Genomic DNA, 13,382 nt, shown 5'->3' on the forward strand with positions numbered 1-13,382 from the left:
TGCGGTCTCTGTCACAGCCGCTAAAGCGAATGTCACAGAGACGAAAGCGACTTCTCCAGACCCGCCGTAGACTGAAATGACTAACCGCGAAGAATAAGGAGACGATATGTCCTCAGCACAGGTAGCACTGCTCCCGAGCGTGCAGCAGTTTTTAGACCGTCAGCATGGCCTGTTTATTGATGGCGCGCAGCAGGCGGCGCAGAGTGAAAAACGTCTCACCGTCTGGGACCCGGCAACGGGCAAGGCGATTGCCACCACGGCCGACGCCAACGCGGCAGACGTCGACCGAGCGGTGATGTCTGCCTGGCGTGCATTTGTCTCCCGTAGTTGGGCCGGGCGCACCCCTGCCGAGCGCGAACGCATTTTGCTGCGCTTTGCTGACCTCGTTGAGCAGCACGGTGAAGAGCTGGCTCAGCTGGAAACGCTGGAGCAGGGTAAATCCATCAATATTTCCCGCGCCTTCGAAGTGGGCTGCACCCTGAACTGGATGCGCTACACCGCCGGGCTGACCACTAAAATCAGCGGCCGCACGTTGGATGTCTCCATTCCGTTCCCGCAGGGCGCGCGCTATCAGGCGTGGACCAAAAAAGAGCCGGTTGGCGTCGTCGCGGGCATTGTGCCGTGGAACTTCCCGTTGATGATCGGCATGTGGAAAGTGATGCCGGCGCTGGCCGCAGGCTGTTCTATTGTCATCAAACCGTCGGAGACCACGCCGCTGACCCTGCTGCGCGTGGCTGAACTGGCTATCGAGGCGGGTGTACCGGAAGGCGTATTCAATGTGGTCACCGGCAGCGGCGCCGAGTGCGGTGCGGCGTTAACCTCACACCCACACGTGGCAAAAGTGAGCTTCACCGGCTCCACCGCGACCGGTAAACAGATCGCCCGCGTTGCCGCCGACAGACTCACCCGCGTCACGCTGGAACTGGGCGGTAAAAACCCGGCTATCGTGCTGAAAGACGCTGACCCGGCCTGGGTTATCGAAGGGTTGATGACCGGTAGCTTCCTCAATCAGGGGCAGGTGTGTGCGGCCAGTTCGCGTATCTACATTGAAGCGCCGCTGTTCGACACGCTGGTCAGCGGCTTCGAGCAAGCTGTGAAATCGCTGCAGGTGGGGCCTGGTATGCTGGAGACCACGCAGATCAACCCGGTGGTTTCTCAGGCGCATTGCGCCAAAGTGGCGGCCTATCTGGACGATGCTCGCAAACAAAACGCGGAGCTGATTACCGGCAACGTTGGTCCGGATGCGCAGGGTTTCTACATTCCGCCAACGCTGGTTATCAACCCGGATGCCAACCTGCGCTTAACCCGTGAAGAGGTGTTTGGCCCGGTGGTGAACCTGGTGCGCGTCGCCGACGGCGAAGAAGCGTTGCGTCTCGCCAACGACAGCGACTTCGGCCTGACTGCCAGCGTCTGGACCCGCGACCTGACTCAAGCGCTGAACTACACTGACCGCCTGCAGGCCGGTACGGTATGGGTCAACAGCCACACGCTGATTGACGCCAACCTACCGTTTGGCGGCATGAAGCAGTCGGGCACCGGGCGCGATTTTGGGCCGGACTGGCTGAACGACTGGTGTGAAACGAAGTCAGTCTGCGTACGCTATTAATCTGCCCAACCGTTCCCTCTCCCCGTGGGGAGAGGGCTAGGGTGAGGGGGCAAGCACCTAGCCAAAGACCCGCACCTCCAATCAAAACCCATCCTCCACGGTGCCAACCCCGGCGTCGCTACGCTCGGCCAGGCTACAAATACAGACGTTATCTCTTAAATCAGTAGCAAGCCGTGAGAAGTATTCTGCTTACGGCTTCAGGATCAGCGATGCGACATGCTGGTATTTAAGCCGCTTTAACCGCTTTGATTTTTTTACTGCCTGCGGTATCTGACTTTGGTTCATCGGTTTCAACCAGGCTACCGGGTTCAGGCAGTTTGCTGGTGCGCAGAATATGCTGCACGGCCACTTTCTGTTCGGCGAGATACATCCCAAGATCCTCAGCCTGTGTTTCATCCATTGACGTCCCGCTTTGCAGCAGCAAATCAGTGAACGCTTCTGCCATGTCGAGCAGTTTGTCGTAAGCGTCAGCCTCTTTCTTACTGGCAAATGTCATTTTCTCTTCACCTTTTCTTACGACAACAAATTTTATTTCAACGGCCATTATTTGCCCCTTGCACTGTGATTATATCCAGTGTATCAGTTATGAGGCGGTGTTGCAGGGAAAATGTGTATACCTGACACGTAAAAATGCTCGTGCCATTTTTAATAAAGGCGTTTGCATGCTAAAGGTTATCGCCGAAGATTTTATCAACCCCGAGTGCATCGACATCGTACTCCCTTTTTACCGCGAGCTTATTGCGGCAACGAAGAAAGAGCCTCTATGTATTGCTTATGATTTATACCGGGACGAAAAAGATCCGGGGCATTTTATTTTCATTGAAGAGTGGCCAGACCGGGCAGCACTAGAGGCACACTGTGCCAGCGAACATTTCACTCGACTGGTTCCTTTGATTGATCAATATGCGCGTAAAGCGGCGCAGTACATCCTGATGGATGTTCGGGTGGAACCGGAGAGATAAAGCCCAATCCTGGCACTAAGCGGACGATGTGACTGAACTAAAGGCTCGCCGTGAGTGAACTGCGGACATTATAAAAAATATGGCGTACGAAAAACGGATGGCAGATCAGGTGATTTTAAAGCGCCACGTTAACAACGTGGCGATTGAAGGACTCGAGTTAATCGTCGTACTTATCGTTAAGAATTTGACGAAGTCTTTCTCGTTCGGCTTCGCTTCGCGTTGTATCTGACAAAACAGATCTGCCATGGATGGCTAAATCCGTTTCTAACTCTGTCTGGGTAGAATAAGGCTTATAAGTCGTTCCGTTTGGATATGCATTCCCGTTAGTCGATGGCGCACCAAGACCGCGGTTGAAAGCCAAAGAAAAAACTCCCACCGCTAGTAACACTGTTATCAACGGATAAAAAAACGTAGGCGAGACTTGCCCGATAAAGACTAGCAGCCGTACAACTGGAATAATCGAACATAGAATAAGGGCGCTACTTGCAAGAAGCCATGACTTCAGTCTTCCTTTTGCGCTTACGTGTATGAACCCAAGGCAAATCAAACCTGCAAATCCTATGACGGTAGACGTGATAATCAGCGTCACGTCAATCTGTCGATAAGTCCAGTATATGGAATTCCCAACAGTGTATATGATTGAAAAGAGAACTAATGGAGCCAGTCGTTTAATACTCTTACCCACGGAAAAATACAACGCTAATACCGGAATGGCGTAAATGATGCTACCTATTAATATAGGGATGAAGGGGATGGTCATATTGAACCTCGGAGACTTTAAGTGAAATTAAAGCTTCAATGAATCTGGACAGTAATGACTATATTTGTGCCTTAGGAGACCGTCAAGCCTGCCAAAAAAAGCAGGTTTATTGTGCGATAACTATCGAGCTTCAGACTCACTCCAGCTAAGACAGTTAACGGACAGGCAGTTTTGAGCGAGGAGAGTAAGTTGGCGATAGCTTTCAAGAGCATCATTGGAATGAAAAATGCCGCTTACGCGGCATTGTTTTCTGATTTCAGGCTGAATCGACACGGACAATCTTAAGCTTCAATCGATTCTGCGTTCTCTAACGCCTTATCGCCTTTCTAATTTCTCTCCCTAGCCGCTTTACTTGACTTTATTCAAATTTATAGATTGATGCTTCTTACACCTCATTATTATTAGTGCTTTCCTGCGAAGCATTTAACGCTGGCTTGCTGAAAGCAGAGCACTGTAATATTTTTATTTTTTTATCCATTGGCGGAATGTTTATGAAAACAACGACCTTACTCAATGCTGGGATACTGACTCTGCTTCTTGCGGGTTGTAACGACAACGATTTTAAATCACGTACACTGACTATTGAAGGCGCTAAGGTAGAGTTATCGGCTAGTAAACTTTTCGCAAAAATAGGGAATGAAAGTGATACCTGCGATGTAGACACCTACAAATCTGACAGAGAGGGCGATGAAAAAGTCTGGAGTGAATATATTATATATAAATGTAACGAGCACAGCTTTGTCAGAGTCGACTTCAAATACCCCGTAACCAGCGCTGAACCCATGACAATAAGATCAGGCAGCACAAATAATCGTTTCGCGGAACCAAAATACTTCACCTGGAACGATGTAAAAATGTAGCTGTTTCGGCCTTACCTGCGGTGACATATAACATCATAAATAGGAGGAACTGATGAAAAAATCGTTGCTGATAATGGTTCTGCTTGGCTTAAGTGCATCGGCAGTGGCCGGGGAAGCGCACTTTTGTGGTTCCCCGGAAGTTGGCGCGGTGGCAAGTGGGCGTCAGGATATTACTGACAGTACCGTTTTCACTTGTGGAGGGGGAATCAAGGGTACACTGCCTGAACTGGCAAAACAGGGTTGGAAAGTTGTGCAAGTGAGCGATCAGATGGCCTCGTTATCGTCGTCAGATCCAAGTAAATCCACCGTCTATTCGCGGTTGATAATACAGAAAGACTGATAACGCGTGCTTTCTTAATGACCCGCGTTACGCCATCTACCTCACGACACACATCGGCTTGCCGGATACCGGCTCGGGGTGTATCTCCGTTTCCACGCTGAATACGGTTCTCAGCAATTCAGGGTTCATCACCTCTTCTGGTGAGCCCTGCGCCATAACATGTCCGTTCGCCATGACCACCAGATGATCGCAGTACCGGCTGGCCTGATTGAGGTCGTGCAGTACGGCGACCACCGTTTTCCCCTGAGCCTGAAGTTCGCCCATCAACCGCATCAGTTCTACCTGGTGATTGATATCGAGATAGGTGGTTGGCTCATCGAGGAGAACAACGGGCGTATTCTGCGCCAGAACCATTGCCAGAAAGGCGCGCTGACGCTGACCGCCGGAAAGATCGGTTAACCGTCGATCGGCAAGATGGTCGATCCGGGTCTGGTTCATGGCAGCATTGACTCGCGCGTTATCTTCAACGGAAAGACGCCCCCAGAGTGACAACCACGGGTTACGACCGTACGACACCAGCTCCTGGACGGTAATTCCCTCTGGCGTTAAATGGTGCTGCGGCAGCAGCGCCAGCCTGCGGGCCAGCTGGCGCGATGAGAGCGCGTTGATGGGATTATCGTCGAGAAATATGTCGCCGGACTGCGGCATTAATAGCCGCGAAAAACAGTTTAACAGCGTCGATTTCCCGCAACCGTTAGGGCCGAGCAGGGCGGTGGTCTTTCCCGCTGGCAAAGTGAGTGAAACGCCATCAAGCACCTTATTGGTACCGTAACTGACCGTCAGATTTTCAGTTCGTAATGTCATTTATCGCATTCTCACAAGCAGCCAGACAAACCACGGCGCGCCGATAATAGCGGTCAGCACGCCCGCGGGCAGTTCCAGCGGGGGATGAATAATTCGCGCCAGCAGATCGGCAATGACCAGCAGCGCGCTACCGGTCAGGGCCGAAACGGGCAGCAGCCAGCGGTGGCGTCCACCGATGATGCTGCGCACCATATGCGGCACCACAAGACCAATAAAGCTAATCGGGCCGCAGACGGCTACGCCGGTTGATGTCATGGCGACCGCCAGCAGCAAAACCCGGAACCGGGTACGCGGCACCGACACGCCGAGCGTGGTGGCGCGCGCATCGCCGAGTGCCAGAAGGTCGAGATCGCGGCAAAAAACCAGACTTAGCGGCAGAAACAACATCAGCAGCGGGACGGCAATCGTCACAAAGCTCCAGTCACGGCCCCATAAGCTGCCGGTCAGCCAGAGCAGGGCGCTGTTGACATCCTGCGGGCGCGAGAGCATCAGGTAATCCGTCAGGCTGGCCCAGCAGGCAGAAAGCGCGATACCCGTGAGCGCCAGCTTCATCGGCTGGCTGGTGTTCGCCAGCATTCTCAGCAGGATCAGGCCCGCCATGCCTCCGGCAAAGGCCAGCAGCGGCAGTGCAATCACCGGTAGTGACGGTAAAAGAAGCAGTGCGCCTACAGAGGCCAGGCTGGCGGCATGGTTTACGCCGAGGATATCCGGCGATGCCAGAGGATTGCGTACGATCCCCTGCACCAGAACGCCGGCCACCGCGAGAGCGGCACCGACAAACAGCGCCAGCAGCAGTCGCGGCAGACGGTAGGCGGTTAATACGTAATGATACTCGCGCCCGGTGTGCCAGTCGGTCAGCAGGGCGCGCCAGGGAACGGCAATTACCCCCATTTGCAGCGACAGCGCCGAAAATCCTACTAGCGCGAGGGCGATGAAAATTACTATCGCCATTTTCATCCGCGCCTCCTGACCAGCCAGACAAAGCAAGGCGCACCAATCAGCGCCAACACGGCCCCGGCGGGCAATTCGCCAGGGAAGGCCAGCGCACGGGCCAGAACATCTGCTAATAGCAGCAGCGTGGCGCCCATCAGCATGCTCATCGGCAGGACTTTGCGCTGATCGAATCCCACCCAGAAGCGAGCCAGATGCGGCATCAGTAGGCCGATAAACGCCACCGGGCCCGCCACGCTGACGCAGGCACCGACCAGCAGCAGCACCAGAATATTGATGACTAAACGTAGCCTCGTCAGATTCACCCCCAGCGTGCGGGCAGTGCTGTCGCTGACGTTAAGCAGGTTCAGTTGATTAGCCAGCAGCAACACCACCGGTACAGCAACCGCCACAAGCGGGAAAAGCTGCCAGAACTCCTGCCAGCGGGCGTGGGATACGCCCCCCGCGAGCCAGTATAAAATGCCGTAGGCGTGATCTTCCGTGAGCAGCAGGGTGATGCGGGTCAGGGCCATGCAAAACGCCGAGAACGCGATACCCGCGAGGATCAGTTTGTTTCTGTCCTGGGTGTGGCGAAATCCACCGCCTGCGGTCATTACCAGCAGCCAGCTTATGCCACCGCCGCAGGCGGCGATAAAGGCGATGGAGTAACCCGTAACCGACACCGGACTGATGGCACTGGTGAGCGCCATCGCCAGCGCCGCGCCGCTGTTAATGCCGAGCAGCGAAGGGGAGGCCATGGCATTATGCGTCAGGGTTTGCAGCAACGTTCCCGCCAGCGCCAGACTTGCGCCAATCAGAATGGCGACCAGGCTGCGCGGCAGACGAAGGTTTTGCACCAGCGCTTGTGGAAGCGTCGGTGTATGTCCGGGCAGCAGAGCGCGAATGGCGTCAACGCCAGAAACAGGAAGGGCCGAGTAGCAAAACAGACTCAGCCAGAATATGGCGATAAGCGCAGCAAGGGGAAGCCCCCACTGCAGCGCCGGGTGTCTGAGAACCGTCATTTCACATCGGATAAAGGCTGGTGATGAAAGATTTTTGCCGTGTCGCTGGCAATACGCTCGGCCGCGAAAATGCCGCGCATTCGTGCCCAGGCGTTACTGTCGACCGATGCCGTCTGTTGTTTTTGCACCGCGGTTAACATCTGCCACAGCGGGTCTTGCTGCCAGCGTTTCACGATGCTCTCTTCACGATAGTGCGCAACCAGCAACCATGCCGGATTGAGCGCCAGCAACTGCTCCAGGCCGATGGATGGCATAGCGGCACCCGCCACCGCGGCAGGCACTTTCAGCCCCAGCGCGGTCATAACGCTCCCGGTATAGCTCTCCTGGGTGTGAAAGTTAAACTGCTGCTCCCGAGATGTACCAAATAACACCAGCGTGCCTTTTGGCAACTGGCTGGCCCACGTTGACATCTGCTTTTTGTGTTGCGCCAGACGCGACTGCATCTGCGCCTGTTTGCCCACGACTTCGCCGATGATTGCCGCAGACTGTAGATTTTCGGCGTAGGTTTCATTGCGAGACTTAAGCAGCAGCACCGGTGCGATCTGCTGTAAAGCGCCGTAAATACCCGAATGGCGGCTGCTGTCGGCAATGATCAGATCCGGTTTCAGCGCGCTGATGGCTTCTAAACTCGGCTGCGCACGCGTGCCAACAGACTGCCAGGGGTTAAGATGGGCGCGAACCTCCGGAAGAATGCGGGTGGCGTCGTTATCGTCGGCAATGCCAACTGGACTGACATCGACGGCAGCCAGCGCGTCCGCGAACGACAGTTCCAGCACCACTATCCGCTGTGGCGTTTTATCAAGGGTAAAGGTGCCATGTTCGTCATGAACCGTGGCGGCAAAGAGGTGGCCGCTGAGCAGCAGCAGAGCGGCGAATAGCGTGCGTAATGGAGTAAACATGTGAGTTGCCTGTGTTGAGTGGCGCTTCGCTTACCCGACCGACAAAACCGCATGCAGGCCGGGCAACCGGGATTTAGAACTTCAACGACCCCTGCATATACAGCGTGCGCGGCTGGCCTGCGTAGATGCCTTTGTTGTTGTCGTCGTAAGAGCGGGTGAAATACGCCTGGTCGAAGATATTTTTCACGCCGAACGCCAGGTTCAGGTCTGCCATCTGTGGACCAAAGTCATAGGCTACACGTGCGCCCCAGAGCATGAAGCCAGGGATGCGACCAGTGCTGCCGTCGGCGCTCTCTTTCACGGTGTTGGCGTTATCCGCAAACTGGCTGGACTGGAAATCGCTGTTCAGGTTGAAAGTCCAATTGCCCGGCTTATAGTCCACGCCCAACGTGCCTTTGTGTTTCGGGGAGAACGGTACCTGGTTGCCGTAGGTGTCGCCTTTCTCGCGAATTTCAGCGTCGACATAGGCATAGCTTGCGTAGACTGAAACGTTGTCGAGCGTTGGCATCAGCGTGCCGAGATCGTAGCGGGCCTGGGTTTCCAGCCCGCTATGACGCGTTTTGCCGCGTGCGGTAACGGTATCGTTGGTCTGGTTGGAATCATACTGATTATTAAAGTTAATCAGGAACAGCCCCATTTCCGCCGTCAGCGCGCCATCGTCGTATCGGGTTCCGAGCTCCCAGGTTCGCGCTTTTTCCGGTTCCACATTGCCGCTTTGCACAGCCTTGCCAATTTGGCTGTACTGTACGGTGCCGAACGAGCCTTCGGTGTTTGCATAAAGATTCCAGCTGTCAGTGAGGTGATAGAGCACGTTTAGCGCCGGAAGTGGGGCGTTATAGCTCACGTTCTCATGCGTACGTTTGATGGCGTTATCCTGGTACGACTCGATATGTTCAAAGCGCATACCCGGTGTGATAGTCCAGTTGCCAATGTCGATTTTGTCGTCCAGATACCAGGCGTGCGCTTCGGTGCCGGAACGGGTGTCGCGGTCGTAAGGGCTGGCGCTCGACGGCAGTTGTCCGCTGCTGGTGGCGGTGTAGTAACGCATTTCATGCGTCGATTCGCTCACATAACGGTATCCTACGCCCACTTCGTGCGCGGAAGGGCCCATCATAAAGCTCTGGCTGTAGCGTGGTTCAATGCCGCGTACCCAATAGTTACGCGGGGAAAGGGTGGTTCGTTTGCCTTGTTCCAGGTAGCCGCTGCGCAGGGTTTCGGTGTAGAAGCCCTGAATATTGAATTTATGCTGGCTATCCGGTTGGAACTGATAGCCGAGGCTTGCCAGCTTGCGGCGCCCCCAGAAACGATCGTTAGGGCGCGTGGATTGCCAGCGGTCGGCGTTGTAATCCGCGCGCGACAGGCCGCCGGGCATGTCAGCTTCCCCGTCGTAGTATTGCAGCAGGCTGTTGAAGGTATGCACCTCGTTTGGCGCATATTTGCTTTTCAGCATCAGGTCGTCGATGCGCGTCGCGCTATGCTCACGCCAGTCGCTGCCGCGCGTGCCGGAGTAAAGCAGGGCGGTACCAAAACCGTTATCCGCCGTGCCGCCCACCATCAGGTTGTGCGTCTCTTTGGGATTATTTTGTGAGGACGTGGGGCTGAGTTGCCCTTCCATGCCGGCTTCAATACCAAAGTCTTGCGGAATAGCGCGGGTGACAAAGTTCACCACACCACCCACGCTCTGCGGCCCGTAACGCACCGCACCGCCGCCGCGCACCACGTCGATGGCGTCCATATTCCCGAGCGAAACGGGCGCGAGTGAAAGCTGCGGCTGGCCGTAAGGGGCAAACGGCACCGGAATACCGTCCATCAATACGGTTGAGCGGCTGGCGAGGCGCGGATTCAGGCCGCGAATACCAAAGTTCATCGCCAGATCGTGGCTGCCGGTGCCGTTGTTTTCCGGGGCGGTGACGCCAGGGATGCGGTTCAGCACATCGCGCATGGTTGTCGCGCCGGTTTTGGCGAAATCATCACGGCGGATGACGTCACGCGCGCCAGCATGTTCGAAGACGTCGTTTTCGCGCGCATCCCCGAGCCAGTCGCCCACCACGGTCAGAGCATCTTCTTGCGGTGTGGGTGCAAGCTCCAGCGTCCAGCTGTTATTGCCCAGCGGTTTCACCTGCAGACCGCTGCCGTTCAGCAGGCGTTGCAGACCGGTTTCAACGTCATAGTCACCGTGAAGACCGTCACTCTGTTTGCCGCGCGTCAGGCTGGCGTCAACCGACAGGGTAATTCCGCTGCGTGCGGCATACTGGTTAAGGACCTTGTCGAGCGATCCCGGCGCGATATCAACCTGCGCGGCGAAGGCGGATAACGACAGCCCGGCCAGCGGCAGCAGGCTCAGGCGAATGGCGTTAACCAGAGGTGTTGTTTTGCTAAAAACGCGTAAAGGGGTCATACCTTCTCCATCATCATTTTTGTTGTGTTCAGCTATGAGTCGAATGAGAAGGGGAAAAAGGACAATCGAAATGAGAATTATTTTTCTTACAACGGTGTGATATTGACCCAGTATCGCGTAACTGACTGAATTTTAACTGGAAGGGTTCGGGCGATAACGTCCAGGATGGCATCCGTATTTTTCAGCGGGAACGTCCCACTCAGGCGCAGATCGGCCACTGCCGGATCGCAGCGCAGCACACCGTTGCGATAACGGCTCAGCGTGGCAATCACCTCACCCAACGGTTTATCGCTGAAGCTCAGAACGCCCTGTGTCCAGGCGGCGCTTTCATCATCCTCTGAGGCTATTGCCCCAAATTCAGACGCGCTAAACCGCAGGCTCTCGCCAGCGTTGACGATACGTTTTTCCTGTGGACGGTTTGCCAGTATGACTTCGACAGCGTGTTGTTGAACGGCAACCTGCGTGATGTTGTCCTGCTGGTAGACGGTAAATTCTGTCCCTAACGCGGTGAGCTGGCCCTGGCGGGTCACTACGCGGAAAGGCCGCAGCTGCGCGTCTTTCGCGGTGGTGATAGCAATTTCGCCGTACCAGAGGTGGATAGCGCGCTGATGCGCATCAAAACGAACGTCCGCGGCGCTTTGCGTGTTGAGCGTCAGCAGCGAGCCATCGTCCAGCCGCTGGTGACTGACCGCGCCCTTGGCGGTGCGGTAGTCCGCACGCAGACCTTCACCGGTTTCAGATTGCCAGAGCTGCCAGCCGCCGCCCACGCCGAGCAGCAACAGCAGCCCTTTCATGACGTAACGACGGGTGAGGCGCGTATCGTGCAACGCCCGACTGGCGACATCACCCGGTACGCGGCTGATCTGGCTGCGCAGGTTTTCAACCTGTTGCCAGGCCCACTGATGATCCTTGTCCTCTTCGTACCATTGTTGCCAGCGCGCTTCCTGCTGCGGGCTGACGCGCTCACCGCTCAACACGGCATACCAGTGTGATGCCGAGCGCAAGGCCTGGCGGCGAGAATCGGTGATAGACGCGTTCACAGACCGTGCTCCAGACGAAACAGCAGACAATGTTCGGTAGCCTTTGCCATGTACTTTTTCACCGAACTAACGGAGATCCCGAGCTTCAGCGCAATCTCGCTGTATGTCAGACCGTCCAGTTGTGAAAGCAGAAAGGCTTCGCGTGTTTTTCCGTTCAGCCCGTCAAGCATGCTGTCAATGAGTTGTAGGGATTCGAGCTGGCTTTCCCGTTCTTCGGGCGAAGGCGCGAGATTTTCCGGCATCAGCGCCAGCATCTCCAGATACGCTTTTTCCAGCGCATGTCGGCGAAACAGATCGACCATCACGCGCTTGGCGATAGTGCATAGGAAGGAGCGAGGATCGCGGATTGTCGAGAGCGTATCGCTGCCCATTATCCGAAGAAAAGTGTCCTGGGCAATATCATCGGCATCAAAGGCAGACTGGAGTTTGCGCGTCAGCCAGCTTTTCAGCCAGCCGTGATGTGCGCCGTAAAGCGACTCGAGCGTTAAGGAAGCAGTGGTGGTGGCGCGGTCAGACATACGGAGTGCATCAAAAGTTAATTATCACACGGCTATATTAATATGAGAATGGTTATCATTACAATTGTAAATAAAATGGCACAACGTTGAAATCTTTAATGCGTTGTTTTTTATGGAAATGGGGCGAGAGGGTTATGAATGGAGAAGGGGGGACCCACCCCTGGCCAGGTCTGCTGTGAGCGGGAAGCACACATTTTTATTGTGTAGTGAAAACGCCCCACATGCTCAGGTTGTCCCCATGCCATTATCCTGTCAGCATTTGATATTTGAGATGACAGACAACATTGTCCTACCCGGCTCTTTGGAAAAGTCAGGAGCCAGTTGCGCCGCCAGTGTTGCAAGGGATGTTATTACTGCACCAGCCTTTTCAGCCTGTCTAAGTGCCGCCATTTCAGTTCTCAGTGACCGGCTACCAACACAATCAACAGGAATAAATACGTTATACCCCTGGCGAAGGCCACCAAGTGCTGTCAGTAATACACCAACCTCTGCGGTATACCCGCATACGAACAACGTGCTACGGGTTAAATTATCCAGTGCACTGGTGATTGCATTGACCAGAAACGGATCGGCGATGACTCGATAAAAAGTATTACTGTCATTGGCATATCCCTGGAGTGTTGGCAGTGGCTCACCTTCTTTAGCCTCCTGAGGAACGGTAAAAAAAAGAGCAGGGGCACTGATTGCATGGGCGACCTGAGCCAAACCTGCTGCGTTTGAGGACAGTGCGTCAGGCTCCATTGTTTTACTCTTTTGTATCAGACCTTCCTGAAGGTCGACAAAAATAAACACAACATCATCTCTGTCGATGGTAAAAAATTCTTTGCCTCTGTTGTCCATATGCCCCGCGCTCGAAAGATGCTTAATATTGTCGGTTTAATGTTGATGCAAGTCTGCCTGGCGTCAGGTATTGAATTTTCGGGTTGCCACGGTTCTGATACGTTCAGGGTCGGTATGCTCAGCAAAGAGTGTTTTTCCCGTGTCGAGAGACTGAATTGAACGCATTTCTTCATCACTCAAAGAAAAATTGAAAACATCGAAGTTTTCACTCATACGCTCGGGCTTTACTGACTTAGGTATGACCACGATTCCGCGCTGAATTAACCAGCGAAGTACAACCTGAGCGACACTTTTGTTATGCGCGTGGGCGATAGGCAGTAGAACAGGATGGGTGAATATGTGATTTTTACTGAATCGCCACGGGTTTAACAGACACCTCAGAGTCATTTAAGATGGCTTAAAG

At 54.7% G+C, this 13,382-nt stretch carries 14 protein-coding genes; 4 read left to right on the forward strand and 10 right to left on the reverse strand.

Annotation, left to right across the window (positions count from 1 at the left end; genetic code table 11):
• Positions 1-106: 106 nt before the first annotated feature.
• Positions 107-1,606 carry an aldehyde dehydrogenase family protein gene (locus V6944_RS21380; RefSeq protein ID WP_333500430.1) on the forward strand — a complete coding sequence of 500 codons (1,500 nt, stop codon included), beginning with the start codon at positions 107-109 and terminating at the stop codon, positions 1,604-1,606.
• 226 nt (positions 1,607-1,832) lie between these two features.
• Here the strand turns inward: V6944_RS21380 and V6944_RS21385 are convergent, their stop codons facing one another.
• On the reverse strand, positions 1,833-2,150 hold the full coding sequence (locus V6944_RS21385) for a YebG family protein (protein WP_333500431.1): 318 nt from the start codon (positions 2,148-2,150) through the stop codon (positions 1,833-1,835).
• Between the two features lie 118 nt (positions 2,151-2,268).
• Between V6944_RS21385 and V6944_RS21390 the strand changes: the two genes are divergently transcribed.
• The 3 genes from V6944_RS21390 (at position 2,269) to V6944_RS21400 (ending at position 4,528) form a co-directional block, all read left to right on the forward strand.
• Entirely contained in the window at positions 2,269-2,568 is a 300-nt protein-coding gene (locus tag V6944_RS21390) for a putative quinol monooxygenase (RefSeq protein ID WP_333500432.1), read from the forward strand.
• 1,251 nt (positions 2,569-3,819) lie between these two features.
• Positions 3,820-4,188: a hypothetical protein gene (locus V6944_RS21395; protein WP_333500433.1), complete on the forward strand. Its 369-nt coding sequence runs from the start codon at positions 3,820-3,822 to the stop codon at positions 4,186-4,188.
• Positions 4,189-4,240: 52 nt separating this feature from the next.
• The gene (locus V6944_RS21400) at positions 4,241-4,528 is read left to right on the forward strand and encodes a hypothetical protein (protein WP_333500434.1); all 288 of its coding nucleotides are present in this window, start codon (positions 4,241-4,243) and stop codon (positions 4,526-4,528) included.
• A 36-nt stretch (positions 4,529-4,564) separates the two neighbouring features.
• On the opposite strand, the gene fecE is transcribed toward V6944_RS21400, so the two are convergent.
• The 9 genes from fecE to V6944_RS21445 all read right to left on the reverse strand — a co-directional run bounded on the left by fecE (position 4,565) and on the right by V6944_RS21445 (position 13,366).
• Positions 4,565-5,332 carry a Fe(3+) dicitrate ABC transporter ATP-binding protein FecE gene (gene fecE / locus V6944_RS21405; RefSeq protein ID WP_333500435.1) on the reverse strand — a complete coding sequence of 256 codons (768 nt, stop codon included), beginning with the start codon at positions 5,330-5,332 and terminating at the stop codon, positions 4,565-4,567.
• Positions 5,333-6,289 (reverse strand): Fe(3+) dicitrate ABC transporter permease subunit FecD, encoded by a 957-nt coding sequence (fecD, locus tag V6944_RS21410; RefSeq protein WP_333500436.1) that lies wholly within the window; start codon positions 6,287-6,289, stop codon positions 5,333-5,335.
• Positions 6,286-7,284 carry an iron-dicitrate ABC transporter permease FecC gene (fecC, locus tag V6944_RS21415; protein WP_333500437.1) on the reverse strand — a complete coding sequence of 333 codons (999 nt, stop codon included), beginning with the start codon at positions 7,282-7,284 and terminating at the stop codon, positions 6,286-6,288. Before fecC ends, fecD begins: the two co-directional genes overlap by 4 nt.
• Complete coding sequence (locus tag V6944_RS21420; RefSeq protein WP_333500438.1) at positions 7,281-8,183, reverse strand: Fe(3+) dicitrate ABC transporter substrate-binding protein FecB; 903 nt, start codon at positions 8,181-8,183, stop codon at positions 7,281-7,283. The genes fecC and V6944_RS21420 overlap by 4 nt, the downstream gene beginning before the upstream one ends.
• Before the next feature lie 73 nt (positions 8,184-8,256).
• Complete coding sequence (gene fecA, locus V6944_RS21425) at positions 8,257-10,581, reverse strand: TonB-dependent Fe(3+) dicitrate receptor FecA (RefSeq protein WP_333500439.1); 2,325 nt, start codon at positions 10,579-10,581, stop codon at positions 8,257-8,259.
• Between the two features lie 86 nt (positions 10,582-10,667).
• Positions 10,668-11,621, reverse strand: a complete 954-nt coding sequence (gene fecR, locus V6944_RS21430; RefSeq protein WP_333500440.1) for a ferric citrate uptake sigma factor regulator FecR — start codon at positions 11,619-11,621, stop codon at positions 10,668-10,670.
• Complete coding sequence (fecI, locus tag V6944_RS21435; protein ID WP_333500441.1) at positions 11,618-12,139, reverse strand: ferric citrate uptake sigma factor FecI; 522 nt, start codon at positions 12,137-12,139, stop codon at positions 11,618-11,620. Before fecI ends, fecR begins: the two co-directional genes overlap by 4 nt.
• A gap of 252 nt (positions 12,140-12,391) precedes the next feature.
• On the reverse strand, positions 12,392-12,979 hold the full coding sequence (locus V6944_RS21440; protein ID WP_333500442.1) for an isochorismatase family protein: 588 nt from the start codon (positions 12,977-12,979) through the stop codon (positions 12,392-12,394).
• A gap of 63 nt (positions 12,980-13,042) precedes the next feature.
• Complete coding sequence (locus tag V6944_RS21445; protein WP_333500443.1) at positions 13,043-13,366, reverse strand: aldo/keto reductase; 324 nt, start codon at positions 13,364-13,366, stop codon at positions 13,043-13,045.
• Positions 13,367-13,382: the final 16 nt, after the last annotated feature.

It is taken from the genome of Kluyvera sp. CHPC 1.2972 (assembly GCF_036759925.1).
Classification (GTDB): Bacteria; Pseudomonadota; Gammaproteobacteria; order Enterobacterales; family Enterobacteriaceae; genus Kluyvera.

Excerpts from the sequence above, each read along its gene's own strand:
- V6944_RS21440 (WP_333500442.1), bottom strand. The coding sequence starts at position 12,979 with ATGGACAACAGAGGCAAAGAATTTTTTACCATCGACAGAGATGATGTT.
- V6944_RS21385 (WP_333500431.1), bottom strand. The coding sequence starts at position 2,150 with ATGGCCGTTGAAATAAAATTTGTTGTCGTAAGAAAAGGTGAAGAGAAA.
- V6944_RS21390 (WP_333500432.1), top strand. The coding sequence starts at position 2,269 with ATGCTAAAGGTTATCGCCGAAGATTTTATCAACCCCGAGTGCATCGAC.
- V6944_RS21420 (WP_333500438.1), bottom strand. The coding sequence starts at position 8,183 with ATGTTTACTCCATTACGCACGCTATTCGCCGCTCTGCTGCTGCTCAGC.
- V6944_RS21400 (WP_333500434.1), top strand. The coding sequence starts at position 4,241 with ATGAAAAAATCGTTGCTGATAATGGTTCTGCTTGGCTTAAGTGCATCG.
- fecE (WP_333500435.1), bottom strand. The coding sequence starts at position 5,332 with ATGACATTACGAACTGAAAATCTGACGGTCAGTTACGGTACCAATAAG.
- V6944_RS21445 (WP_333500443.1), bottom strand. The coding sequence starts at position 13,366 with ATGACTCTGAGGTGTCTGTTAAACCCGTGGCGATTCAGTAAAAATCAC.
- fecC (WP_333500437.1), bottom strand. The coding sequence starts at position 7,284 with ATGACGGTTCTCAGACACCCGGCGCTGCAGTGGGGGCTTCCCCTTGCT.
- fecI (WP_333500441.1), bottom strand. The coding sequence starts at position 12,139 with ATGTCTGACCGCGCCACCACCACTGCTTCCTTAACGCTCGAGTCGCTT.
- V6944_RS21380 (WP_333500430.1), top strand. The coding sequence starts at position 107 with ATGTCCTCAGCACAGGTAGCACTGCTCCCGAGCGTGCAGCAGTTTTTA.
- V6944_RS21395 (WP_333500433.1), top strand. The coding sequence starts at position 3,820 with ATGAAAACAACGACCTTACTCAATGCTGGGATACTGACTCTGCTTCTT.
- fecD (WP_333500436.1), bottom strand. The coding sequence starts at position 6,289 with ATGAAAATGGCGATAGTAATTTTCATCGCCCTCGCGCTAGTAGGATTT.
- fecA (WP_333500439.1), bottom strand. The coding sequence starts at position 10,581 with ATGACCCCTTTACGCGTTTTTAGCAAAACAACACCTCTGGTTAACGCC.